This is a genomic window from Tildeniella sp., assembly GCF_059505325.1.
In genome coordinates this window covers 15,279-37,021 of record NZ_JCACKI010000034.1, presented here as the reverse complement: position 1 = coordinate 37,021, position 21,743 = coordinate 15,279, and the positions used below count along the sequence as shown (strand labels likewise).

The window sequence follows — 21,743 nt, the reverse complement described above, 5'->3', positions numbered from 1 at the left end:
GCTCGATCTTTGAGTGGCATTAATCCAAATCCAGTGCGTAAATGATTGTGTGGTTGCCTGAAGGGTAGATTAAACATTGAAGCGCTTTCAGGAGCATCAACCATTCCTACAGCAGCACAAACCTTGAAATGTTTTAGCGTCTGCTACAGTTTAACCAAGATGTATTTGCCTATTTACATCGTTCGCATCGACGAGCGGACAGGGAATATCTTCATCTTGGCGGGTGAAGAGACGATTGTTTTGATTAACCGTGACGGTAAAAGGACATTCCCATGAGCCAACCAGACTTTCAAGCAATGAATCGCAAAGAACTCTTGTCCTACTTCTTTGAGCATCGGGATGACCAAGACGCGTTCTACGCCCTGATGGATAAACTTGCGACAGAGCCAGCGTTGGCAACTATGCCGCCCTCCAATGGACGGGATGAAACTGAAGAACTGCGAAAAATTTTGGACGACATTCGCAAAAAGCGCCAGCAGGAAGAGTGAGGGCGATCGTTGAATCTGACCTTTTTATGGAGTGGCGATCGCTGCTTCGATTACCAACACCTTACGAAAAAGCCTAATTTAGACAAACAACATCAAGTAATTATTATGAGTACGGATATAACGATTACGTTGTCAGATGAGGTTTATCAGCGTGCTGAGCGGTTTGCGCGGTTAGCGAATCGGGATGTTGCGAGTGTTTTAGCAGACACGATTCAACTTTCTATGATGCCGATCGGTGCCGCTAGTCTTGATGTTGAGCCTGTCTCTGATCTGTCTGATGAACAGGTGTTAGCCCTAACAGAATTACAGATGGAACCGGATCAAGATGCTTGGTTGAGTGAGTTGCTCGATCGCCAGCAAGCAGATCTCTTAGCTGAAAATGAGCGTTCAGAGCTACAAACCCTTATGCAAATTTATCAGGAGGGGCTACTACGAAAAGCGACTGCTCTCAATGAGGCTGTCAAGCGTGGCTTAATTGAACCTCTGAACCAGTGAGTCAAATTTCTGAGGAAATTCGGTTACGCGTGAGGGCACGGGCAAAGCATCAGTGTGGCTATTGCCGTAGTCTTCAAAAGTATGTTTTAGGAGTTTTAGAGATCGAACACATAATTCCTAAAGCAGCAGGCGGATCTGACGATGAAGAGAATCTCTGGCTTGCCCGTCGTCTTTGCAATTCCTACAAAGGCATACAAACTCAAGCGATAGATCCAGTGACGAATCGCAACGTCAAATTGTTCAATCCTCGGCAACAGAAATGGTTACGTCACTTTGCTTGGACAAACAACAGCACTCACATTGCAGGATTAACAGCCAGCGGTCGTGCAACTGTCTTAGCTTTACAGCTAAATAATCCATATGCTGTCACAGTCAGGCAAGCCTGGGTCTCTGCTGGATGGCATCCTCCGACCGAAGATGACGAAAGCTGCTAGAGAAGAAGGAGAAGATTAAGTTAAACTCGTCTACTTTTCTAAGCGGACGGCGTACCATTGCAGAAAGTCGCCGGGACCGACATCGAGTTCGCAGGAGGTTTCAAGCAAGTACTGCGCCTGCTCGTCCAATGAGGTGAAGCGTTGGAGATCTCTGGGGAGGTCATCCTGGCGTTGAGACAAAATGGCTTTAAGTTTGTCGAGCAGTTCGGCAGTGGTGAGAAACGACTCCGATCGCCCAGACTCCAGCAGCACAAAGGTATCGCTTTCATACATCCGTGGATCAGGCATAACTGGCTATTCTCTTGGAAGGACTAAAATGACGGCAGCAGAGAGGCATACTTCTATTGTGTCGCCTGCCAGCCATACAGAACATCTGTATAATTGTTTGCACAACAAAGATTTCGCGGCATGGGCTTTGAAGCTAACCGCTGGTCTAAATTCACCTAACAATCCTCAGCATCTATGAAGCGTTCTGCCTGTTTGATCTTCAATCCGGTGGCAGGTCAGGGTGATCCAGAGCAAGATCTGGCAGCGATTAAGGCGCTATTAGAACCTGAGATCGATCTGGATATTCAGATGACGACCGAAGAGGTGGGAGCCGATGCGCTGGCGATCGCAGCCGTTGAGCGTGGGGTTGATGCCATTATTGCTTCTGGTGGCGATGGCACACTTTCGGCAGCAGCAGCAGCTTTGGTCGGCACAACGATTCCTTTTGGGATCATTTCACGAGGTACTGCCAATGCGTTTGCGAATGCGCTGGATATTCCCGACACGATCGATGCTGCCTGTCAAACGATTCTGGGCGGCGCAACCAAAACGGTGGATGCAGCGTATTGCAACGGCTACCCGATGGTGTTGCTGGCGGGCATTGGCTTTGAGGCAGAGGCAGTGGAGTTAGCCGATCGGGACGCAAAAAACCGCTTTGGCATGTTTGCCTACGTGCTGGCAGGGTTTCAAGCACTGCGGCAGATGAAAACCTTTGAAGCCGAGATTGAAACCGAAGACCGGATTATTAAGGTATCAGCCGCCGCGATTACCGTAGCAAATGCGGCTCCTGCAACCTCTGTCCTGGCGCAAGGTCCATCGGGTGTCGTGGTCGATGATGGGTTGTTAGACGTGACGCTGGTGTCTCCGGCAAATAAGGCAGGCGCGATCGCGGCAACCTACCATCTGCTGCAAACGGCTCTCAGTGGCGATGCCGTCGATCGCAACGACATTGGCTATCTCCGCGTCAGACGCGTCAAAATTACGGCGAACCCAGAGCAGAAAGTGGTTTTGGATGGTGAGTTGATCGGTACAACCCCGATCGACGTGGAGTGTGTCCCTGGTGGGCTGACGCTCTTTCACCCCCTGATTGATGAGGTTGTACCCGCCGAAAAGCTCAATGGGTTGCCGAATCTGGTGGTGGAAATGAAGGATGTCTCTGATGGAGAAGACGGGTTTGGCGGAGGCTAGGAACCGGGTTTTTTTTACCCTTCGTCGCGCGCCTGGTTTCGCTTACGTTCGTGCAGCTTGAGCAAAATCTCGGCATGAACTTCACGCGTGATGGGGTAGAAGTACGCCAGCACCAGACCAACCAGTAGCACCAGTGTTGGCAGCGGTCCGATCGCCAGTTGAATGGCTGCGATCGCAGAGGCTGGTTGTACAGGCGCAGGCTGACACGGCACGGTTTCCTTAAAGCCAGCCAGTGCCAATCCCTGACCCAGCACAAACAGACCGACGGCTAGACCCACCTTTTGCAACAGCACCATAAATGAGTAAAAAACGCCCTCTCGCCGCTGCCCCGTTTGCAATTCATCTAGTTCAACTACATCGGGCACCATTGACCAGGGAATGAGGTATGCCGTTGCCACGCCAAATCCTGCCATCACAGCCAGAGCATACATCAAGCCAATTTGCCCTGGCTTGAGAAAGTACAGCCCTGCCTGAGCAATGATCCATACACCCATGCCCATAAAATAAACCGCTTTTTTGCCCACGCGCTTACTCACTTCTGTCCACACAAACAGCATGACCAGTGACGTACCCTGTACCGCCAGCAGCACCGGAATGAACTGATCCTCCCGCTGCATCACGTTGACCACAAAGTAGGGAATGATCGAAGCAGTAATCTGCACGGCAAGCCAGGAGCAAAAGTAGATGCCAATGACATACAAAAACGGTCGATTGCTGAAGGCGATGCGCAGTTGCTCCAGGAGTGGTATGGTTTCGGTCGCTTCTGCTTCGAGTCGGCGATTCTCGGCAACCATAACCTGCCTGCGAACGCCCCAGACACACCAGTAGAGAGAGGCGATCGAAACGACTGCACACACAACACCTAGCACCGTGTACTGCATGACTCCTGCATTGCAGCTATCTCCTGGTGCTGCACTGGGCTTCAATACGGCAAAAATGACCTGCGCTAACAGCAGTGAGGCAATGCTGCCCCCAATGGAAAACAAAAACCGAAAGCTATTTAAACTGGTGCGTTCGTTGTAGTCCTGGGTGAGTTCAGGAGTCAACGCCGTGTAGGGAAGGTTGACCGCCGTGTACGCCGTATTGAACAAGATCGAAACGAGAATGTAGTATCCCACCAGCCACCACTGGTTCGTTGTGGGATCAGCGCTAAAGCGAGGCACCAGCCATTGCAATACATAGAAAACGCCAAAGGGGATAGCGCCCCATAGCATCCACGGCAAGCGCCGACCCATACGGTTTTGGGTGCGATCGCTCAGCACGCCCACAACAGGATCGTTCACGGCATCCCAAATCTTGCCAACCAACAAAATACTGCCTGCCAACCCAGGATTGATGCCTGCTACGTTAGTAAAAAAGAACAGTAGAAAAAACGCCAGAATATTGGCAGTGATCGCCGGACCAAGATCGCCTGCCCCATACGCTAGCTTCGTAGAAAGGCTGAGTTTCATCGATCCGGGCGGCACTGATGGAGCGGAATCATGCATAGTGAGATAGAAGAAAACGAAATAACAGTTGTATTATTTTTTCCAGCCTGGACAGCACGCTTAGAATGCGAAGTAATGAGTCTTAAGTTAGTGCCTTCTGCTCAAAACCCAGAACTCAACACTCAAAACTTAAAACTAAGACTTACGTAAACCTCGGAGGTTTTAACCAAGCATCAAGCATCGTCACCACTGTAATCACTTAAACCTCTGTAATCGCCTAAACCTCCGAGGTTTTGGTCAAAATGCGTGAGTCATTAAAGCTTATCCTTCCCGCTTGCCATTCATCCTTTTACGTGCCGTCATGTCAGATTTATATGTCTCCTGGTCAGAGTATCACCAAAAAATTGAACAGCTTGCCGTTAAGGTGCATCAGTCGGAATGGAAATTTAACCAGATCATTTGTCTGGCAAAAGGTGGGCTAAGAGTCGGTGACATCCTGGCGCGCGTCTTTGATTTACCGCTGGCGATTCTGGCAACCTCTTCTTATGGCGGTATTGGTGGACAGGTGCGCGGCTCGATCACTATTTCGCGGGATCTATCGATGACGACGGCGAATTTGGGCAGTCATGTACTGCTAGTGGATGATCTGGTCGATTCTGGCGTGACGCTAAAGAAAACGCTGGTCTGGCTCGATCGCCGCTATGGATACTATGTCGAAGAAGTTCGTACAGCCGTACTCTGGTACAAAGACTGCTCTGTCGTTGCCCCCGATTACTATGTAGACTACTTACCTGACAACCCGTGGATTCACCAGCCTTTTGAGCACTATGAGCAAATGAGTCCGGCTACTTTGGCAGCAGCACAAACGTCAGCAAGCGCAGCGCCATTGATTTAATGCCGCTCGACTGTCTCCAGTGCGTCAAGACAGAGCGTGACAAGCAGAACTTGAAGCTGGGCGGAACCGAAGAATGAAGCTTCCGTAATTCTATTGATATACTAGAACAAATGAGGCGCAGAACGGCTCTCTCAACCTATCGCTCAGCGGCTGAGTTGATTGCTGAAATCAGCTCCAAGCGTGTTAGCGGCTCCACACCTTCTAAAGTTTCCGAGGTTTGCAATGCGAGATTCTAGCGATCGCCGACCGATCTCAAAAGCAGCCGAAGCTTCCCATTCCAAGAAACGTCTGGGCGGCTACCTGGTCGAGGCTGGTTTGCTGACGACTGGTCAAGTCGATGTGGCGCTGAACGATCAGAAGCTAACTGGAATGCGCTTTGGTGAGATTCTCGCGGCGCGTGGCTGGGTGAAGCAGCAGACGATCGAGTATCTGATGGACAAAGTGGTGCTGCCAGAACAGCAGGCAGTGAAGCACTCTAATGGGCGGGCGATCGCAGCTCATCAGCGTCAGGATGGCACGGGTTCAACGCATTCGCGCGATTCCTTAAGTACAAAAGCACCTGAACCGGAACCAAGCAAACAGCTCATTCGCCGAGAAGCGCCCATTGCGAAACCATTACCATCGGTTGGCAAGCCTGATGACGGGGTTAGCTGGGTCGGTTAGGCACTCCCAGCGCTCCGCACAGCCACAGCCAGACAGGCAGCATGAACACGAGCGCCACACAGCCAAGCAGCAGCATGGTTACAGTCATTTCCTGGTCAAGATCGTAGGCTTCTGCAAGCACTAAAGTGGCAAACGCAGGCGGCATTGCCATTTGGAGCAAAAGGGCTTGATACACCAAGCCTTTAACCCCCAAAGCCCACAGCAGTAGCCCCAGCAGCAGCGGCACAAGCAGCATTTTAATGCCAACACCAACCATAGCGAGTTGAAGGCGCACAAAGGATGACAGTTGGCTGAGGCGCATACCGATGAGGATGAGTGACAGCGCCACGATGCACCAGGCAACCCCTCGCAGGCTGTTTTCTAGCCACAGGGGGATTGGATAATCGCGACCAATTAGACCAATGCCAAAGCTCCAGAGCGCCGGATTTTTTGCCATTGCATAAAGGGATTGCCAGTAGGTTAAGGGCTTTGCACCTCCCAAACGAGCGGCGATCGCCACCCCCAATCCATACGCTCCGGGTGTTGACCCCAGCAAATCGTAGAAAAGCGTCCAGGCAAAGTCTTGCGTTCCTACAAATGCCAGCGCGATCGGGTAGCCAATGTAGCCTGTGTTGCCCACCATAGATGCCAGCAGAACACTTCCTTGCGTTTGCTGGCTCATCGGTTGTTGGCTCAGCGATCGAGGGGCATGGCGCGATCGCTGAGTCAGCCACCATGCCAGACACAAACCCAGCAACATCGCTACCCACGCGACTACAGGCGCTAACCACAGAGATGCAGATAAATGAGCATGACGCAAAAACGCCACAATGCTGACTGGAACTCCAATCCAAAACAAAAACTTGCCTAGGTAAGCAGGCATTGTCGCAGGCAGCAGGCGACCCAAAACCCAGCCGCACAGTGTCCAGCCCAATAGAGGCACATAAATCGTTACTAAACTGGCGATGGTCATGGCGATGGCAATCGAGAAAATTGTGGCTCGGTGGCGCAAAACGGCTGTACAACAATAAAACTGCTCCCTCGCCGTTGGAACTGACCCATGAAGACATCCCCAGGAGATCTGACTCAGTTTACAATTCCTAGTAATAGCTGTCGCTTGCGTGTAGGAGTCGATCGATTGGATAACGCTGGTACACCCGAAAAACCCCCAGAAATTGAGCCAAACGTTTCTTCCCCGCTTGCTGACGATATTCCCGTAGCGCAGCGCGAGAGCAATGATAGCGCCCCTAAACCTCGAACGAATGTTGCGTTGCTAGTCGGTAGCTTAGCTGCATTAGGTCTGGTGGCGCTGGCAGCAGGTAGCTTTGTGGCGTTGCGATTGCAGAACGCGCCAGATACGTTGGCAACAGAAAACCCCGCTCAAGCTTCGCCTACAGACTCGCCGATCGCCTCCCCAACCGTTTCTCCCACTGCGGATACCCTACTCAATCACTTTGCTTATACCGAGGCACCGCAAGCAGAACTGGCACCGATCGTCCCCGATGGCAGCCTCAAAATGCGTAAAGCGGCTGCCAAAGCGTTTCGAGACATGACCGCTGCTGCCCAGCGAGAAGGGGTCAACCTGGTGCCCATTTCAGGCTTTCGATCGCTGGCTGACCAGAAATATCTGTACTTTGACGTAAAAGCCGATCGCAACCAGGATGCCACCGAACGCGCCAAGGTCAGCGCCCCTCCCGGCTACAGCGAACACCACACAGGGTATGCCGTTGATATTGGCGATGGCAACACACCTGCACTCAACCTGAGTCCTGATTTTGACAAAACCTCAGCCTATCGCTGGCTTAAGGCAAACGCCAACCGCTACAGCTTTGAACTCTCCTTCCCTAAAGGCAACCGCCAGGGCGTGAGCTATGAACCTTGGCACTGGCGCTATGCTGGTGATATTCAAAGCCTGAAGACGTTTTACAAAGCGCGAGGACAGAAGTAGTTGTTGGTTGTTAGTTATTAGTTGTTAGTAGTATTGAGCTTCGTTGGTTTAAGATGGCGCTTGATGTACATGCTGGAAAATCTGAAGCGATCGCAAGCCAGCGAAAGCGCTGGGCATTTTTTGACGAATATGTTCATGCAGCCCTCATCGGTAAGATTAATCGTCTTTCTCCAACCAATTCAAGAAGCATTACTGTGTCGTGTTGTCCTTTACTCAATCGCTTACAAGACTTCTACAGCGATTGTCGTTATGATCTGGATGAGCTTGAGCCGCTACGAGAGGAAATTCAGGCAATCAAGCCAGAATTCACAAGTGATCGTCGCGTCATAACGCAGCTAGAAATGTTTGAAAAAGCTTGTAGAGACGCGCTCAATGGAAATTTGAACCTGTACGTATTTGCCGATTAAGATGCTAATCTCTTAACCTTGTTTAACCATTAGGAGATGAACGATGACGATCGACCTCCAGGCGAATCAAAAGAATCTCTACGATCGCGATTTTGTAGGCTGGGTCGAGACGACCGTCGAGCAACTGCGCGCTCAGAACTATGCTGATGTGGACTGGGCAAACTTGATTGAAGAAATAGAGGATATGTTCAGGCGGGAGCGCAAAAGCCTGAAGAGCAATCTTGTGGTGCTCTTGCTACATCTTCTCAAATGGCAGTATCAGCCAGAATACCGGAGTGGCAGTTGGCGCGGCAGCATTCGAGAGCATCGTAGACGTATCAACGATGATTTGAACGATTCACCAAGTTTGACTCCTTTTTTGCAAGCCGTCTTATCTGGTTGCTATGCAAGCGCTTGTGAACAGGCAGCGGATGAAACAGGTTTGGCATTACAGACGTTTCCCGTAGATTGTCCCTACAAGTCTGAACAAGTGCTTGATGCTAGTTTCTTGCCAGAGTAAAGAACTGAACTATGGTTTGCTAAACGCAACCAGCGATCGCCCTTCGCCAATTATTGCTAGGCTAGAAGTTAGAAACAAATATTAACAAACTGGTTCAATGAATCAACTGTCGCTCAATCTCGTGGCGATCGGCATCTTTACCATCACGATGCTGAGCCTGCTGGGACCGATGATTAACGTGTCACCAATGGTGCCTGCGATCGCGACTGCTGGCATCCTTGGACTGGCAACGCTGGATACCTTAAGCTGGCGAGGGCAAGGTTCGACGTTAATGCTCGACTGGTTGGCTGGCTTTTCGGCGGGACACCGCGATCGCGTCATTCGTCACGAAGCCGGACACTTTTTAGTTGCTCATCAGCTTGGCATTCCCGCTACGGGCTACACGCTCAATGCCTGGGATGCGCTCAAGCAAGGCTATCCCGGTCAGGGTGGTGTGCGGTTTGATTCTGAAGAGCTGGAGGTAGCAATCCAGCAAGGTCAACTATCAGGGCAACTGCTCGATCGCTACTGCACAATTTGGATGGCGGGCATTGCGGCTGAGATGCTGATCTATGGCAACGTTGAAGGCGGTGCGGACGATCGCCAAAAGCTGAGAGGCTTACTGGCACAACTGGGTTTGCCGCCTGCTGAACGAGAGCAAAAAGAACGCTGGTCGCTCCTTCGTGCCAAAACCCTGCTACAAGAACATATTGCTGCCTATGAAGCGCTTCTGGCAGCAATGACGCAAGGTGTTCCTGTTGATGAGTGCAGTGAGGCGATCGAACAGCATTTGCCACAGGCTGTGTGAGCGGTCAGCGGTCAGCGGTCAGCGGTCAGCTTTTTAGCCTTCAGCCTTCATCCCTGCTCCCTCCAGCTCTGGCAGAAAACTTCGGAGTAGCCCAATGACGATCGCAGACTGTTCTAGATGCGCCAACACACCCGCTTCAGCTAACTGTAAAAACGCTTTAACAGTAGATGGGTTTAAGCTCGCTAACCGTTTACCCAAAGCAGCATTGGTGAATTGAGCCTCTTCACCCCATAAAATCACCGTTGGAACGTTGAGTTGCAGCATATAGCGAGCAAGGTCAAAGTAGAGATCGCCTCGCAGAAATGCCAGTGCTGCATACTGAGCGTTGGGTTGACGGGCAGACTCCAGGTATGCCTCGACCATTTCCTGAGAGACGCGATCGGGCTGGGCAAACAAAAACCGTTCCAAAAAACTGCGAACGGACACATCAGTGGTTGCGCCCAACGTGTAGATAAGCTGATCGAGCAACGGTGTGTTGATGACCTGTAGCGGTAACCGCCGTCCCGCATCTTGTCCAAAATCAGCAAAGCCCGACGGGGAGACGAGAAACAGCGCTTTCACTAGAGTGGGTTGTTGAATAGCAAGACGAATGGCGATCGCTCCAGTCAATGATGAGGCGACGATCGTCACCGGAGCCGTACAGGTTTTTTGCATAAACTCCGTCAGTGTCGTCAGATAATCTGCTACCTGATAGTCCCGCACAGGATGATCTGACTGCCCCCAACCGAGTAAATCAGGCACCAAGACACGGTGCGAGTCCAAAAACGCGGGATAAACCTTCGACCATTCATAACCAGAAGCACCACCGCCAAAACTGTGCAAAAACAGCAGTGATGGCGCATTTGATGAGGATATTGTCCACGGTTGCCCAACGGGAGTGTAGTAAACCATCGCGCCCAGCGAGGTTTCCACGACCTGTTGACCAATACCGGGGGGGTGAAATTGTAGCATGGCAAACTCGCTAGGATGTATCTAGGGCGTTTTATCAAGGCATATTCCCACATAAGCTGATGAAAGCAACAAAATCCTCCTGGGACGCTGGCAGATTTTTGCAAACCCTCACGTATTTTGAGGTGATTCCGGTGCTGAACTGGTTTCAGCGTCTGTTTCAAAGTTCTACAGCACCACAAGCGACAATGACGACAAGCCCTTCAACTGCCAATACTGTACTCGTCGTGGGTGCAACGGGTGGCGTAGGTAAGCGGGTTGTGCAGCAACTGCGCGATCGCGGCTATCCTGTCCGTGCCTTAGTCCGAGATTTAGAGCGCGGCAAAACAATGCTGGGGGATGACGTAGGCATCATTGATGCCGACATTACCATCCCTGAAACCCTCACGCCTACGGTTGTACAAGACATTCGTGCAGTGATTTGCTGTACAGGACCGCGAGTGCAGCCCAAGGAAGGTGATACGCCCGATCGATCCAAATATTACCAGGGCATCAAATTCTACCTGCCAGAAGTCGTGGGTGATACGCCCGAAAGCATTGATTATCAGGGCATCAAAAACCTGCTTCACGCGATCGCCACTCCGCTCAAAGCCGCTCAGTCACATGAAAAGATTCTCTTTGACTTCACTAACTCCCCACTCCCTACTCCCCACCCCCCACTCTCCGACCTCTGGGGCGCACTCGATGATGTCGTGATGGGTGGTGTCAGCGCCAGCACCATGCAACAAATAGATAACGCAGCCTTGTTTACAGGTAACGTTTCTACTGACAACTCCGGTGGGTTTGCCTCTGTTCGCAGCCGTAACCTTGAGCCAGCACTGAATCTATCTGGTTATGGGGGCATTCAGCTACGCGTGAAGGGTGACGGTCAGCGGTACAAATTTTTGCTGCGGAGTGACGCTAAGTGGGACAGCATCGCCTATTCCCATTCATTCGACACAAAAGCAGGCGAATGGATGGATGTACAGATTCCGTTCAACACTTTGATTCCAGCTTTTCGTGCCAAAACGCTGTCCGATGCGGCACCGCTTAATGCGAGTCGTATTTGTTCACTGCAACTGATGCTCAGCAAGTTTGAATACGACGGCGATCTGAATCCTCATTTTACGCCAGGTTCCTTTGCGCTGGAGCTTCAAACCATCCGCGCTTACGGTAGACCGACTCTGCCGCAGTTCGTTCTGGTCAGTTCCGCAGGCGTGACCCGCATCGATCGCCCCGGCATTAACCTTGACGAAGAACCGCCAGCCGTGCGCATGAACGACCAACTCGGTGGCATTCTCACCTGGAAACGACGGGGTGAAGAGGCTGTACGCGAAAGTGGTATTCCTTACACAATCGTTCGTCCCTGTGCCTTAACCGAAGCAGCAGGCGGCAAGCAACTGACACTGGAGCAGGGCGACAACTTGCGCGGTGCCATCAGCCGCGATGACGTAGCAGCAATCTGCATCCACGCGATCGAACAACCCCAAGCCTGCAATGTCACCTTTGAAGTTAATGCCACTGCCAGCGATCGCGCCGTCCATTGGACAACGCTCTTTGATAGTCTGGCTCCTGACTCCTGATTTCTTCCCTAAACGAAAGCGATCGTCTTTGATTAAAAAACGATCGCTTTCGTATAAACCTTACAGCTTGAGACTACTTGGAATTGAAGCCCTGAAACTGCTTGAGCGCAGCTTGACCGATATTGAACACCGCCCAGCCAGCAGCAGCAGCAAGGGGAAGTAGCACAACCACTATGCGAAGATCAAAGTCCATATCTGGAGCCTCTCAATTTAAAGATTCTTGAATGATTCTCATATTCTATTTTTACCTAAAGAGCCAAGTTTTCCTAGTCTTTCGGCATAAGACTTTTTCTCAGGGTTTCGGTGTAAAGCCCAGATCGGTTCCTTTGTTGGCATGAACCAGCGCTAAACGTTCGTAGCGTTTGGCATGGTCAATGAGTGCCTCGGCTTCGGCTTCAGACAACTGCCGTGTGATTTTGCCAGGAATGCCAACCACCAGCGATCGGGCTGGCACATCTTTCGTCACCACCGCTCCTGCACCCACAATGCTACCCGTGCCAACCCGCACACCATCCAGCACGATCGCACCAATCCCGATTAAGCAGCCCCGCTCAACGTAGGCGCTATGGATGACCGCACGATGCCCCACCGTGACGTACGCTTCAAGCACGGTTGGCTGACCTGGATCGCCATGCAAAATGGCACCATCCTGAATATTTGTGCCTTCGCCAATCACGATTTGTTCCACATCACCACGCACAACGGCTCCATACCAGATGCTGGCTCCAGCGGCGATCGTCACTCGTCCAATGACCGTTGCGTTGGTTGCAATAAAAGCGGCTTGCGAGCGATCTGGCTCTGCCCAAAAAGAGGGGTAAGGCTGTAGTTGGTTGGTCACGGTGAGCGATCGCCAGAAAAAGACTCGTGAAATTGTCCATAGGGGAGGTAATTACCTAAAGAGTATAATAAAGCCACTGGCAGTGACGCATACCAACAGGCATACCCGCCCTTGATGACTAACCCTGGCTTGCAATACCCAATCTTTGGTCCGGAGATTCAGTGCCCCCACTGCCGTCAAACCATTCCGGCATTGACGCTCACCGATACGTATCTGTGTCAGCGACATGGTGCGTTTGAGTCAGATCCTAAGACAGGGGAATTAGTACATCTCCAGTCGGGACGGCACTGGAGACGATGGGAAAACGAATGGTATCGCCAACATACCCATCCCGATGGCATTCGGTTTGAGATTCATGAGGCGCTCGACAGCCTCTACACGCAGGGCTACCGAGCGACTCGCGTGATCATTGCCCGACGCTATCAAGACCTGGTAAGTACCTACCTGGAGCGCAGCACGTCCTGGCGTGGGCAGTCAGATTCTCAGCGTCCTCGGTTGTATGGTCTTCCCGTTGAGTTTAGCCCCGATCCCAAAGATGCACCCTGCTGGGACGTAATCAACTTTGATCTCGACAAAGAGCCTGGTGCACCCGTCCAATACCCGTATTTCCGGTTGTTTGAATGAAGGTGAGATACAGAAACCGGGTTTCTAATGTATGAGGAATGGTAACCACTCGCTCGTCAAGAAACCCGGTTTCTTTCATCGCTTCCATGCCTGCGGTTGCTGAAAGCGGTGGATGTCTTTGATCGTTTGCACCCAGCCGTTAGCCAGTGAGGCGAGAATGCGATCGCCCTTCTCCTTTGTTGCCGTTGTGGGATCGCCCAAAACCCCACTTTTGCTGAGATCTCGCGTCATCCAGGCAAACGGCAAGTTCCCTTCCATACTCAGCAGGCTATCGTTCGGCAAGCCTTGAGGGTATGACGCTACAGCTCGATCCATCTTCACCTGATCCGGCAAGATCGATAGCAGCAGACTGGTTTCAGCATCACCTGCGTGGATGCCTAACGCCTGTTCCTTCTCCGTTAACAGATCATCTGCAATATTCGGTACACGCCAAACAAACAGCGGCAAGACAATGAAATCGTCGTAGCGTTGGTGCAAATCTCTAGCCACAATCTCAATGATTTGAGGCTGTCCACCGTGAGCGTTCACAAACGCCAATTTGCGAAAGCCCGATCGATAAAGGCTATCGCCCACTTCCATCAGCGTTGCGATTAAGGTCTGAGCGCTCAACGTCACAGTGCCAGGAAAATGCCAGTGTTCATTCGACTTGCCATAGTACAGTGATGGCAGCGCATAAGCGGGAACACTAGTCGGTAGTTGTCGCAACGCTTTGCCCAGCACCGCCTGACCGATCGCCGCATCAACTGCCAGTGGCAAATGGGGTCCATGCTGCTCGATCGCCCCCACAGGCTGAATGATGACCACATTGTCCTTACCTGGCATTGCCTGAATGTCTGTCCATGTCAGGTACGCAAAGAAGCGATCGGGCGGAATAAAGCCGTGCAGCATAGTGGGGAAGGATAAATTATCAAGGATAAAAGATGAAGATGTCGAGGAAAGCGTTTTGAGCTTTGAGTAAATTTTGACCACTGACCACTGGCTACATTATTTATCCTTCAGCCTTCAGCCTTTATCCTTCAGCCTTTATCCTTTCAACCAACATGTCTACCGCGCTTGAAGAACAACTCGGCTATTTCTTTTTCGATAAACGCATTCTGGCACGATCGCTGACCCGCAAAGCGTATGCCCTGGAGCAACGCCAAAAAAATCAGGAGTGTGACGATCAAGAAATTTACCGCACGTTGGGTGATGCGGTTTTGAAAACTGTGCTGACGGAGTTGCTCATTCGCGCTGGCTCGTCAACTCGACAAGACATCACCGTGAGAAAAATTGAGCTGGAGCGCGAAGAAAATCTGGCAAGAATCAGTTTGGCACTAGGCATTGGCTATGTGCTGAAACTGGGCATTGGCGAAAAACAGCAGCGTGCTTACGAGCAACCCTACGTACTGGCTGAGAGTCTGGAAGCGGTAATCGGTGGTATCTACTTTGACGGTGGGTTCAGCGCTGCTAGAGAAACGATTCGGCGGTTGTTCAAGGATGTTTTTCCGATCGAGTAGCGCGCTCTGCTAACTGAACATCACATCAGCGATTACCGCACTGAGAACGCCTCGCTAAAGCGGCGAGTGATGGGTTCAATCAAGAAGTCCAGAACTGATTTCTTGCGCGTGACAAGTTCAGCCGTGGCTTGCATACCAGGCGTGAAACTGACCGCCTGTCCCCGAACCTCGACAGCGCGTTTAGCCAACCGAATCCTCGTTGGAAAGACAAGACCTACATCTTTTTCGACGATCGCGTTAGGGCTGACTCCGATGACTTCCCCCTCCACAATGCCAAACTCTTGGTAAGAAAAGGTTGCCAGTTTGACTTTGGCTCTCATGCCTTCGTGGATAAAGCCGATATCCCGGTTGAGAATCTTGACCTCTAGCACCAGGTCTTCATCTTTTGGCACAATGGATAACAGCTCTTCGCCAGACTGCACGGGACCTCTCGTGGCTTTAACGTTATAAACGGTGCCATCAAAGGGTGCGGTGATGGTTTCACGATCCTGCTGCTTTTTCGCCTGTGCTAACTGCCCATCAACCGATGCTTGCTCTTCCTGACGTTTGGTGAACTGAGTGAGGATTTCGCTTTGCCGCTGCGAATCGAGACTGCTGGCTGTGTTTTGAGCCGAGGCATAGGCTTCGGCAGCCTGACGGATTCTTTCCTGCTGAGCATCAATTTCTTTCTCCAGTGAGATCACCTTATCTCTGGCTTGAGTGACTTCATCCTGCGCTCGAATGTAGTCAAGCTGGGGAACGGCACCGCTACCCTTAAGCGATGACAACGCCTGTTCACGTGTTTGGGCGTTCTTAAGACCTTCCCTGGCGTTGATTAAGTTTGCTTGCAAGCGAGATAGAGTTGCGACTGCCTCATCACGAGTTGCCCGTTGACGCTGTGCTTCATTGATGGCAGCGGCTTTCTTTTGATCAAATTCACTAAGACGGGCTTTTAGCAGTTGATCCTGCACTTGAGTGCCAGCCTTAGCGCTACCCGTTCGTTCTGCTTGCAGGCGGGCAATATCTTCACGAATCAATTTGGAGGATTGGGTTAAGCGATCGACTTCAGTCTGGGGTAAGCCAGCATCCATTGCCACCAGCGTTTGCCCTTTGCGAATCTGGTCGCCTTCTTTGACGTTGATTTGCTGGATGTTGCCAACTGAACCAGCGCGGATGGGGCGAACTTCGGTGAACGGAATCGTTTGCCCTTGAGCGATCGCAACTTCATCGATTCTGCTGAAGTGTGCCCACGCGATCGTGCCAAACACAAGCGCACTAATGCCGCCTGCCAGCAACCGCGTGTAGAGCGGGGGCAATTCCTGGACAGCTTTGCCCAATTCATAGGAGAGAGACTCCTTGGGGTCAGCTAGCTGTTGTCTGATCTGTCTGGACTGTGCAGGCGTAGAGGAGATAGAGACTTTCATCGACGTTACTGCCTCTGCTAAAAGCGAGCGTGACGGACATTGATAGCGTAGACGCTTCGTCTAAAGTGCCTGTTTTCCAGGAGCATTTTGACTTAGGTAACAAAAACTTAATGTTTCTTCAGAATTTTCAAGCTGAAGTGCCAAACTTTCAAGCTTAATAAAGAGGCACGATCGTCATTAAAGCGACACACTAGAAGCCTGACCATCGTTCATATCTTAATCTATTGCCGTGTTCCAACTTCTGCGACCACTCGTACACGTTATACAACCCTGGTTAGTGCCGTTTTGCTTTCTCTCTGCCTGGGCGATCGTGGGGCTTTTGGGTTGGAGTGTGTGGACAGCAACGCGCGATACGATCGGTCGGGGTCGGCAAATGCACCGGATTCCCTGTGCTGGCTGCCAGTTTTTTACGAGCGATTATCATCTCAAATGCACAGTACGTCCCTCTATAGCCTTAACCGAAGAAGCAATTAGCTGCCCAGACTACGAGCCTCGCACTAACGCTTACTCAGCTAAGGGTCAGACGCTGTCATAATTGCAGACAATCAAGGCAGCGAGAGCGAAGGAGCGCAAAGGAATGTTGATTCAAAAGCTGACTGCTTGTACAGAATTTGTGGCTGGCGATGGCACACTGCTACGTGAGTTATTACATCCAGAGAAGCAGGCGATCGCTCTACGCTACAGCTTGGCGCACGCGATCGTTCCAGGTGGGCGATCGTCTCTGCCGCATTCACTAAAAACGTCTGAAGTCTATTACATTCTCAGCGGTACGGGTGAGATGCACATCAACGGCGAAAACCAGGTCGTGGAGCCTGGAGACGCTGTTTATATCCCACCTCATGCGGAGCAGTTTATCCGCAACAATGGCACGGCACCCTTAGTCTTCATCTGCATTGTTGATCCCGCATGGCGGCAAGCAGACGAAACCATCCATGCTGAGCCACGTTAATCAGGGTTTGCGTCTGGAAAGCGATTCTTAGGAATTTGTTCGGCTTCCGGGCAATCCTCGGAAACAGCAAACTCCACATTGCCTTTGGGGACAGACGCTAATTTTTGCGTGACGGCACCGATGCTCTCTAAACGAACCATTTCTTCCCAAGAACAGGTTTCATCTTCTTCTTCGGTTTCGTAGCGCAAGGTCACTAAGTCTCCTTCAATATCAAGGATACGTGCCCGCTCAATCCAACGTTGCTGGTCCCGCAAGAAGATCCAGACTTCGCGACCGTCGCAACACAGTTGATAAATCTTGCGGTGTAACATGTTGCTTCTCCTGAGCAGTGAGTTTTATCAAAGACTTCATGCAGCTTTTCCACAGTACGTAAAGCTGCTGGCACCGTCGAGGCTGAGATAGAAGGCTCCACTAAGCGTTAAAACCGTGCGAATGAGCGTGTTTTTAACGCTCAGCTCAAACTTCAGCGCCTGTTTAACAAGCGGTTGAGTGTAAAGCGTTGGAGAGCCTGAACAAAGAGTCTCAGCTTCAGGGGAATGGCGAACAATCGCTCTAGGATACCTTTGAAGTGAAAAAGTAGCTGATAAGGGCATTATTCAGGAAAGATTGGTAATTTTAGGGACGGCTGCATCGGTTGAGGACAGGAGCGCAGACCCTTACAAAGAAGAGCGGCTTGGCATGTGAAGCGGTGGAGGCAGGTAAGCGTTGACAAGGCGCAGCGAGTCGTGATTGTCATGAATCCAGCCATCGTGCCTAGCATTCTCCTTCACTAAACGTGCAATGGGCTTAGTAATATCTATCCCCTTAAGTATCGGATTGTACCAACTATTCTAGCGATTGTTAAGCGGGGTGAGGATGATTGGTTACTAACCTGATATAAAGTGCCGTACTGACAGGCGATCGCGCCACGAAAGTTTATTTTGAGTCCGCAGAAACTAGAAACCCGTCTCTTCAGCCAGTCAGTTTATTAGATTAGATTAGAGCTTTAGCATCGTGGAGCGTTGAATGCTGCTGCAACTAAGTACCTGGCTAGAGGTAGAGTCCTATCTGGAGCAGTCGAAGGGCATTATTTTGCCGATCGGCTCGACCGAGCAACATGGTCCAACCGGGCTGATCGGTACGGATGCCATTTGTGCAGAGGCGATCGCGCGTGGGGTCAGTGAAGCCACTCATGCACTGGTGAGTCCAACCATTAATGTCGGTATGGCGCTGCACCACACAGCGTTTCCAGGTAGTATGAGTCTCCGACCCAGTACGTTGATTTTGCTCATTCGGGACTATGTTACCTGCTTGGCACGTGCAGGCTTTACGCGTTTTTTCTTTATCAATGGGCACGGAGGCAATGTGGCAACACTCAAGGCAGCATTCTCGGAGGTCTATGCCACATTGGTTGATTTGAATGTGCCGAACGCAGAGCAGGTGCAGTGTCAGGTGAGTAACTGGTATATGTGTGGTTCTGTGTATCAACTAGCAAAAGAGCTGTACGGCGATCAGGAAGGTTCTCATGCAACGCCCAGTGAGGTTGCGCTGACTCAGTATGTTTACCCAGAGGCGATTAAGCAGGCTCCTCTGAGTGAACCTGTTGCAAAAGGGCACAAAATTTATGGGGCAGCCGATTTTCGCCGTCGGTATCCTGATGGTCGCATGGGGTCAAATCCAGCGCTTGCGACCCCTGAGCACGGTAGGCAACTGTATGATCTGGCGGTCAAGGAACTGAGCAGTACGTATTTAGAGTTTTTGGGCGACGCGTCAGGCTAGTGGCAATGAAAACAGATCGGGCTTTTGCTCCTGAAAAGGTGCTGTTGCTGGTGGCGCGATCGTTCACCACCAGCCGCTCTTCTATAACTATGGTCATCGCTGAGAACTATGGTCATCGCCAAGGCTTGAAGAGTAGGATAAGGAATCAATTTATTCAATTGCCTCATGGAATCCGCCATACACCGGGGGGATTTGCAGCGCTTAGCGCACCAGTTGCAGACGGCGTTACTAGCGCTGCCAGAGACCACACTGATGCAAATTCATTGTGTGATCAAACAGGAAAAGCTGATGGTTCTGGGTCAGCATCCGCCTGACGAAACGCCCCATCCGTCAGCGGTTTTCAGTGCGCTAGAGCAGACGCTTCAAACCCTACTACCAGAATTAGTGCACGAGTTCATGCTTGGGCAAGACCATGCTCCGGTTGAGGGCAAACTTTACCTGCGTGTGGTGGGTCAACGGCAACCGTATGCTGCTCATCGCTTTCAGTTAGAACCGTTAGTAGTAGAGCCTCTTGCAACAACTGAAGCGCCATTAGGAGAGCCAGCGATCGGGGAACAAACTCTGAACGACAACCGGGATAGCGATGCTGATGCCTTTGTCACTCAAAGTGAACTCAGCGCCAGCGCGTCACTTGACACAGAGTTCTCTGATCTGACACAACTCCGCCCTGAACCGGAAGAACCGTTGGACAAGGCTCCATTGCCAGCGCGATCGCCCCTCTTTCCCTGGCTGATTGCAGGCGTAGGAGTGAGCGTAATTTGCTTTGGGACAGGGCTGTGGGTAATGTCGCGTCCCTGCATGATTGGTGCGTGTGAACCATTAGAGGCAGCGCAGAGGCTCAACCAGCAGTCCATGCAAGCCATCCAAACCGCGCAAACTGGGCAAGACTTGCAGCGGGTGCAGCAGCAGCTTACAGATGCAAAGCGGCAACTGAATGCGGTTCCAGCTTGGTCGAGTCATCATCAGGAAGCGCAGGCGCTACAAGCAACGTATCAGACTCAGCTTCAGACGATCGATTGGGTACTAGCGGCAGAAAGTAAGGCAGCCACAGCGACTCAAAAAAGTCAGGCGTTGCCGCAGTCAATAGCATCACTGCAAGCAACACAAGCACTATGGCGAGAGGCGATCGCGCAACTGCAAACAGTACCTCAACCCAATACTCTCTATGGTTTTGCTCAACAGCGCCTGTCGGCTTATGAGGCAAACCTGGCAGCGCTCGGCAAACTCACGACAGCAGAACAACAGGCACAGAAAAAGCTAACGGTTGCTAAAGAAACAGCTAAAGTTGCGGAAGCCAGACAGGGTATTGCCCGCACACCAGAGAACTGGCAGTTAGCACAAGCAACCTGGCAAGTTGCCATCAATAGGCTGAAGCAGATTCCTACCAGCACTACCAGTTACGCTGACGCACAGCAGCTACTGTCTGACTACCAACCGAAGCTGGCAACGGCGCGCGATCGTGCCACCCAGGAGCAGATTGCCCAGAAATCGTTTACGCAAGCGCTGGCGTTGGCTCAAAAAGCTGACATCGCCCAGCGCAACAACCAGTGGTCGCAGGCAGTGGCAAACTGGCGCGAGGCACTCACCAATGTCAAGCAAGTACCCAACAACACTGCTTACTCCGAACCAGCGCAACCGCTGGTTGCCTCCTACGGCACTTCACTTAAGCAAGCAGAAGCCCAGTTACAGGTTGCTGCCGCCATGCAACGCACACGGGATGACCTGAATCGCGTCTGTGCTGGATCACCCAAGCTGTGTAGCTATGCGATCGCCAACAATGTGATTCGAGTGCAGTTCACCGCATCCTACGAACGGCAACTACGAACGGCGTTTATTGTGGGTCGATCGGGCGATCGCGGCACCTTAGGAGGTGCTGTCAACCACATCGAGACCCTTCAAACCGCCCTCCAAACCATTGCTGACAACGCAGGCTTGCCGCTAGAAGTCTACAACGCCGACGGCAGTGAATTGATTGGGTCGTTTAATCCGAAAGGATGAATGATAAAAAAGAAGGGGTAAGAAATAGTGAGTGACGTTCAACTGAATCTTGTTGTCATCCGCTCAGGTAACATTGACCAAGCCGCTATGTTCTATCAACAAATTGGTCTATCTTTCACCAAACATCGACATGGTAATGGTTTGGAGCATTTTGCTTGTGAAGGAGGCTGTGTAACCTTTGAGATTTATCCATATACTCCTGGGACAGTGCCAACAACAGCGACTCGGCTAGGCTTCCAAGTGACTTCTGTGGACACCGTTGTCTGCGAACTCAGAAAGTACGGTGCTTCAATCATTTCCCCTCCCGCAAATTCACCCTGGGGACGACGTGCAGTGGTTGCAGACGTAGACGGGCATCGAGTGGAATTAACACAACCCCAGTAATGCCCTTATGAGGTTTGACCACACAACAAACTCCAGCAGATGGTCTAGGTTGCTCTTGCTGGGGCAGAGATGGTTGCCGCGGGCTAAACTCGGTTGCTTCCGCCCTTTCTCGACTACGGGTTTCAGCGAGATTGTTAAAATATGATGTAATCGTACAATTCACTGCTATATTGAATAAGCCGTCGCGGGGTAGAGCAGTCTGGTAGCTCGTCGGGCTCATAACCCGAAGGTCCATGGTTCAAATCCATGCCCCGCCACCAAGTTAAATAATCCCCTGTCAGATGAACACACTGACAGGGGATTATT

The 21,743-nt window shown here is 51.3% G+C and carries 28 protein-coding genes and 1 tRNA gene; 20 read left to right on the top strand and 9 right to left on the bottom strand.

Going from position 1 to position 21,743, the window contains the following annotated elements:
- Positions 1-45 precede the first annotated feature (45 nt).
- From AC5JO6_RS13530 to AC5JO6_RS13515, 4 genes are all read left to right on the top strand, one after another.
- Positions 46-276 (top strand): DUF6888 family protein, encoded by a 231-nt coding sequence (locus AC5JO6_RS13530; RefSeq protein WP_496081590.1) that lies wholly within the window; start codon positions 46-48, stop codon positions 274-276.
- Positions 273-488 (top strand): DUF6887 family protein, encoded by a 216-nt coding sequence (locus AC5JO6_RS13525; protein WP_496081589.1) that lies wholly within the window; start codon positions 273-275, stop codon positions 486-488. The genes AC5JO6_RS13530 and AC5JO6_RS13525 overlap by 4 nt, the downstream gene beginning before the upstream one ends.
- Before the next feature lie 105 nt (positions 489-593).
- Positions 594-983 (top strand): hypothetical protein, encoded by a 390-nt coding sequence (locus tag AC5JO6_RS13520; RefSeq protein ID WP_496081588.1) that lies wholly within the window; start codon positions 594-596, stop codon positions 981-983.
- Complete coding sequence (locus AC5JO6_RS13515) at positions 980-1,417, top strand: HNH endonuclease (protein ID WP_496081587.1); 438 nt, start codon at positions 980-982, stop codon at positions 1,415-1,417. The genes AC5JO6_RS13520 and AC5JO6_RS13515 overlap by 4 nt, the downstream gene beginning before the upstream one ends.
- A gap of 30 nt (positions 1,418-1,447) precedes the next feature.
- Here AC5JO6_RS13515 and AC5JO6_RS13510 read toward each other — a convergent pair whose 3' ends face one another.
- Complete coding sequence (locus AC5JO6_RS13510) at positions 1,448-1,705, bottom strand: CRR7 family NDH-1 assembly protein (RefSeq protein ID WP_496081586.1); 258 nt, start codon at positions 1,703-1,705, stop codon at positions 1,448-1,450.
- A 174-nt stretch (positions 1,706-1,879) separates the two neighbouring features.
- On the opposite strand from AC5JO6_RS13510, the gene AC5JO6_RS13505 reads away from it, so the two are divergent.
- Entirely contained in the window at positions 1,880-2,872 is a 993-nt protein-coding gene (locus tag AC5JO6_RS13505; protein WP_496081585.1) for a YegS/Rv2252/BmrU family lipid kinase, read from the top strand.
- A 14-nt stretch (positions 2,873-2,886) separates the two neighbouring features.
- Here AC5JO6_RS13505 and AC5JO6_RS13500 read toward each other — a convergent pair whose 3' ends face one another.
- Positions 2,887-4,359 carry an MFS transporter gene (locus AC5JO6_RS13500; protein WP_496081584.1) on the bottom strand — a complete coding sequence of 491 codons (1,473 nt, stop codon included), beginning with the start codon at positions 4,357-4,359 and terminating at the stop codon, positions 2,887-2,889.
- Between the two features lie 301 nt (positions 4,360-4,660).
- On the opposite strand from AC5JO6_RS13500, the gene AC5JO6_RS13495 reads away from it, so the two are divergent.
- Positions 4,661-5,194, top strand: a complete 534-nt coding sequence (locus AC5JO6_RS13495) for a phosphoribosyltransferase (protein ID WP_496081583.1) — start codon at positions 4,661-4,663, stop codon at positions 5,192-5,194.
- A 222-nt stretch (positions 5,195-5,416) separates the two neighbouring features.
- Complete coding sequence (locus AC5JO6_RS13490) at positions 5,417-5,857, top strand: cyclic di-GMP-binding domain-containing protein, MshE-related (protein ID WP_496081582.1); 441 nt, start codon at positions 5,417-5,419, stop codon at positions 5,855-5,857.
- Here the strand turns inward: AC5JO6_RS13490 and AC5JO6_RS13485 are convergent.
- Complete coding sequence (locus AC5JO6_RS13485) at positions 5,841-6,809, bottom strand: AEC family transporter (protein WP_496081581.1); 969 nt, start codon at positions 6,807-6,809, stop codon at positions 5,841-5,843. The genes AC5JO6_RS13490 and AC5JO6_RS13485 overlap by 17 nt on opposite strands.
- 165 nt (positions 6,810-6,974) lie before the next feature.
- Here AC5JO6_RS13485 and AC5JO6_RS13480 point away from each other — a divergent pair, with 165 nt between their 5' ends.
- The 4 genes from AC5JO6_RS13480 to AC5JO6_RS13465 all read left to right on the top strand — a co-directional run bounded on the left by AC5JO6_RS13480 (position 6,975) and on the right by AC5JO6_RS13465 (position 9,477).
- On the top strand, positions 6,975-7,784 hold the full coding sequence (locus AC5JO6_RS13480; RefSeq protein ID WP_496081615.1) for a M15 family metallopeptidase: 810 nt from the start codon (positions 6,975-6,977) through the stop codon (positions 7,782-7,784).
- 53 nt (positions 7,785-7,837) lie between these two features.
- Positions 7,838-8,191 (top strand): hypothetical protein, encoded by a 354-nt coding sequence (locus AC5JO6_RS13475; RefSeq protein WP_496081580.1) that lies wholly within the window; start codon positions 7,838-7,840, stop codon positions 8,189-8,191.
- A gap of 43 nt (positions 8,192-8,234) precedes the next feature.
- Complete coding sequence (locus tag AC5JO6_RS13470) at positions 8,235-8,690, top strand: DUF29 domain-containing protein (RefSeq protein WP_496081579.1); 456 nt, start codon at positions 8,235-8,237, stop codon at positions 8,688-8,690.
- A gap of 97 nt (positions 8,691-8,787) precedes the next feature.
- Positions 8,788-9,477, top strand: a complete 690-nt coding sequence (locus AC5JO6_RS13465) for an ATP-dependent Zn protease (RefSeq protein ID WP_496081578.1) — start codon at positions 8,788-8,790, stop codon at positions 9,475-9,477.
- 33 nt (positions 9,478-9,510) lie between these two features.
- Here the strand turns inward: AC5JO6_RS13465 and AC5JO6_RS13460 are convergent, their stop codons facing one another.
- A complete protein-coding gene (locus AC5JO6_RS13460; RefSeq protein WP_496081577.1) occupies positions 9,511-10,428 on the bottom strand; it encodes an alpha/beta fold hydrolase in 918 nt (305 codons plus the stop codon).
- A 56-nt stretch (positions 10,429-10,484) separates the two neighbouring features.
- On the opposite strand from AC5JO6_RS13460, the gene AC5JO6_RS13455 reads away from it, so the two are divergent.
- The gene (locus AC5JO6_RS13455; protein WP_496081614.1) at positions 10,485-11,987 is read left to right on the top strand and encodes a CIA30 family protein; all 1,503 of its coding nucleotides are present in this window, start codon (positions 10,485-10,487) and stop codon (positions 11,985-11,987) included.
- Positions 11,988-12,060: 73 nt separating this feature from the next.
- Here the strand turns inward: AC5JO6_RS13455 and AC5JO6_RS13450 are convergent, their stop codons facing one another.
- Both AC5JO6_RS13450 and AC5JO6_RS13445 read right to left on the bottom strand, forming a co-directional pair.
- A complete protein-coding gene (locus tag AC5JO6_RS13450) occupies positions 12,061-12,180 on the bottom strand; it encodes a photosystem II protein Y (RefSeq protein WP_496081576.1) in 120 nt (39 codons plus the stop codon).
- 99 nt (positions 12,181-12,279) lie between these two features.
- Positions 12,280-12,825, bottom strand: coding sequence for a gamma carbonic anhydrase family protein (locus tag AC5JO6_RS13445; RefSeq protein ID WP_496081575.1), 546 nt, complete (start codon positions 12,823-12,825; stop codon positions 12,280-12,282).
- Between the two features lie 114 nt (positions 12,826-12,939).
- Between AC5JO6_RS13445 and AC5JO6_RS13440 the strand changes: the two genes are divergently transcribed.
- Positions 12,940-13,449 carry a TIGR02652 family protein gene (locus AC5JO6_RS13440; RefSeq protein ID WP_496081574.1) on the top strand — a complete coding sequence of 170 codons (510 nt, stop codon included), beginning with the start codon at positions 12,940-12,942 and terminating at the stop codon, positions 13,447-13,449.
- A 75-nt stretch (positions 13,450-13,524) separates the two neighbouring features.
- Here AC5JO6_RS13440 and AC5JO6_RS13435 read toward each other — a convergent pair whose 3' ends face one another.
- Positions 13,525-14,337: a creatininase family protein gene (locus tag AC5JO6_RS13435; protein ID WP_496081573.1), complete on the bottom strand. Its 813-nt coding sequence runs from the start codon at positions 14,335-14,337 to the stop codon at positions 13,525-13,527.
- 152 nt (positions 14,338-14,489) lie between these two features.
- Between AC5JO6_RS13435 and AC5JO6_RS13430 the strand changes: the two genes are divergently transcribed.
- Positions 14,490-14,945 carry a ribonuclease III domain-containing protein gene (locus tag AC5JO6_RS13430; RefSeq protein WP_496081572.1) on the top strand — a complete coding sequence of 152 codons (456 nt, stop codon included), beginning with the start codon at positions 14,490-14,492 and terminating at the stop codon, positions 14,943-14,945.
- A gap of 32 nt (positions 14,946-14,977) precedes the next feature.
- Here AC5JO6_RS13430 and AC5JO6_RS13425 read toward each other — a convergent pair whose 3' ends face one another.
- Positions 14,978-16,348: an HlyD family type I secretion periplasmic adaptor subunit gene (locus AC5JO6_RS13425; protein ID WP_496081571.1), complete on the bottom strand. Its 1,371-nt coding sequence runs from the start codon at positions 16,346-16,348 to the stop codon at positions 14,978-14,980.
- Between the two features lie 229 nt (positions 16,349-16,577).
- Here AC5JO6_RS13425 and AC5JO6_RS13420 point away from each other — a divergent pair, with 229 nt between their 5' ends.
- Together AC5JO6_RS13420 and AC5JO6_RS13415 are read left to right on the top strand one after the other, a co-directional pair.
- Positions 16,578-16,883: a hypothetical protein gene (locus AC5JO6_RS13420; RefSeq protein ID WP_496081570.1), complete on the top strand. Its 306-nt coding sequence runs from the start codon at positions 16,578-16,580 to the stop codon at positions 16,881-16,883.
- A 42-nt stretch (positions 16,884-16,925) separates the two neighbouring features.
- Entirely contained in the window at positions 16,926-17,297 is a 372-nt protein-coding gene (locus AC5JO6_RS13415; protein WP_496081569.1) for a cupin domain-containing protein, read from the top strand.
- On the opposite strand, the gene AC5JO6_RS13410 is transcribed toward AC5JO6_RS13415, so the two are convergent.
- Positions 17,294-17,608, bottom strand: coding sequence for a DUF6679 family protein (locus AC5JO6_RS13410; protein WP_496081568.1), 315 nt, complete (start codon positions 17,606-17,608; stop codon positions 17,294-17,296). The genes AC5JO6_RS13415 and AC5JO6_RS13410 overlap by 4 nt on opposite strands.
- Before the next feature lie 694 nt (positions 17,609-18,302).
- On the opposite strand from AC5JO6_RS13410, the gene AC5JO6_RS13405 reads away from it, so the two are divergent.
- The 4 genes from AC5JO6_RS13405 to AC5JO6_RS13390 all read left to right on the top strand — a co-directional run bounded on the left by AC5JO6_RS13405 (position 18,303) and on the right by AC5JO6_RS13390 (position 21,697).
- Complete coding sequence (locus AC5JO6_RS13405; protein ID WP_496081567.1) at positions 18,303-19,055, top strand: creatininase family protein; 753 nt, start codon at positions 18,303-18,305, stop codon at positions 19,053-19,055.
- Between the two features lie 165 nt (positions 19,056-19,220).
- Entirely contained in the window at positions 19,221-21,053 is a 1,833-nt protein-coding gene (locus AC5JO6_RS13400) for a hypothetical protein (protein ID WP_496081566.1), read from the top strand.
- Between the two features lie 27 nt (positions 21,054-21,080).
- Entirely contained in the window at positions 21,081-21,437 is a 357-nt protein-coding gene (locus AC5JO6_RS13395) for a VOC family protein (RefSeq protein ID WP_496081565.1), read from the top strand.
- Between the two features lie 183 nt (positions 21,438-21,620).
- Positions 21,621-21,697, top strand: a tRNA-Met gene (locus AC5JO6_RS13390).
- Positions 21,698-21,743 lie beyond the last annotated feature (46 nt).

Coding starts and splice junctions, on each gene's coding strand:
- AC5JO6_RS13525 (WP_496081589.1), top strand. CDS start 273: ATGAGCCAACCAGACTTTCAAGCAATGAATCGCAAAGAACTCTTGTCC.
- AC5JO6_RS13520 (WP_496081588.1), top strand. CDS start 594: ATGAGTACGGATATAACGATTACGTTGTCAGATGAGGTTTATCAGCGT.
- AC5JO6_RS13510 (WP_496081586.1), bottom strand. CDS start 1,705: ATGCCTGATCCACGGATGTATGAAAGCGATACCTTTGTGCTGCTGGAG.
- AC5JO6_RS13505 (WP_496081585.1), top strand. CDS start 1,880: ATGAAGCGTTCTGCCTGTTTGATCTTCAATCCGGTGGCAGGTCAGGGT.
- AC5JO6_RS13500 (WP_496081584.1), bottom strand. CDS start 4,359: ATGCATGATTCCGCTCCATCAGTGCCGCCCGGATCGATGAAACTCAGC.
- AC5JO6_RS13495 (WP_496081583.1), top strand. CDS start 4,661: ATGTCAGATTTATATGTCTCCTGGTCAGAGTATCACCAAAAAATTGAA.
- AC5JO6_RS13490 (WP_496081582.1), top strand. CDS start 5,417: ATGCGAGATTCTAGCGATCGCCGACCGATCTCAAAAGCAGCCGAAGCT.
- AC5JO6_RS13485 (WP_496081581.1), bottom strand. CDS start 6,809: ATGACCATCGCCAGTTTAGTAACGATTTATGTGCCTCTATTGGGCTGG.
- AC5JO6_RS13475 (WP_496081580.1), top strand. CDS start 7,838: ATGGCGCTTGATGTACATGCTGGAAAATCTGAAGCGATCGCAAGCCAG.
- AC5JO6_RS13470 (WP_496081579.1), top strand. CDS start 8,235: ATGACGATCGACCTCCAGGCGAATCAAAAGAATCTCTACGATCGCGAT.
- AC5JO6_RS13465 (WP_496081578.1), top strand. CDS start 8,788: ATGAATCAACTGTCGCTCAATCTCGTGGCGATCGGCATCTTTACCATC.
- AC5JO6_RS13460 (WP_496081577.1), bottom strand. CDS start 10,428: ATGCTACAATTTCACCCCCCCGGTATTGGTCAACAGGTCGTGGAAACC.
- AC5JO6_RS13450 (WP_496081576.1), bottom strand. CDS start 12,180: ATGGACTTTGATCTTCGCATAGTGGTTGTGCTACTTCCCCTTGCTGCT.
- AC5JO6_RS13440 (WP_496081574.1), top strand. CDS start 12,940: ATGACTAACCCTGGCTTGCAATACCCAATCTTTGGTCCGGAGATTCAG.
- AC5JO6_RS13435 (WP_496081573.1), bottom strand. CDS start 14,337: ATGCTGCACGGCTTTATTCCGCCCGATCGCTTCTTTGCGTACCTGACA.
- AC5JO6_RS13430 (WP_496081572.1), top strand. CDS start 14,490: ATGTCTACCGCGCTTGAAGAACAACTCGGCTATTTCTTTTTCGATAAA.
- AC5JO6_RS13425 (WP_496081571.1), bottom strand. CDS start 16,348: ATGAAAGTCTCTATCTCCTCTACGCCTGCACAGTCCAGACAGATCAGA.
- AC5JO6_RS13415 (WP_496081569.1), top strand. CDS start 16,926: ATGTTGATTCAAAAGCTGACTGCTTGTACAGAATTTGTGGCTGGCGAT.
- AC5JO6_RS13410 (WP_496081568.1), bottom strand. CDS start 17,608: ATGTTACACCGCAAGATTTATCAACTGTGTTGCGACGGTCGCGAAGTC.
- AC5JO6_RS13405 (WP_496081567.1), top strand. CDS start 18,303: ATGCTGCTGCAACTAAGTACCTGGCTAGAGGTAGAGTCCTATCTGGAG.
- AC5JO6_RS13400 (WP_496081566.1), top strand. CDS start 19,221: ATGGAATCCGCCATACACCGGGGGGATTTGCAGCGCTTAGCGCACCAG.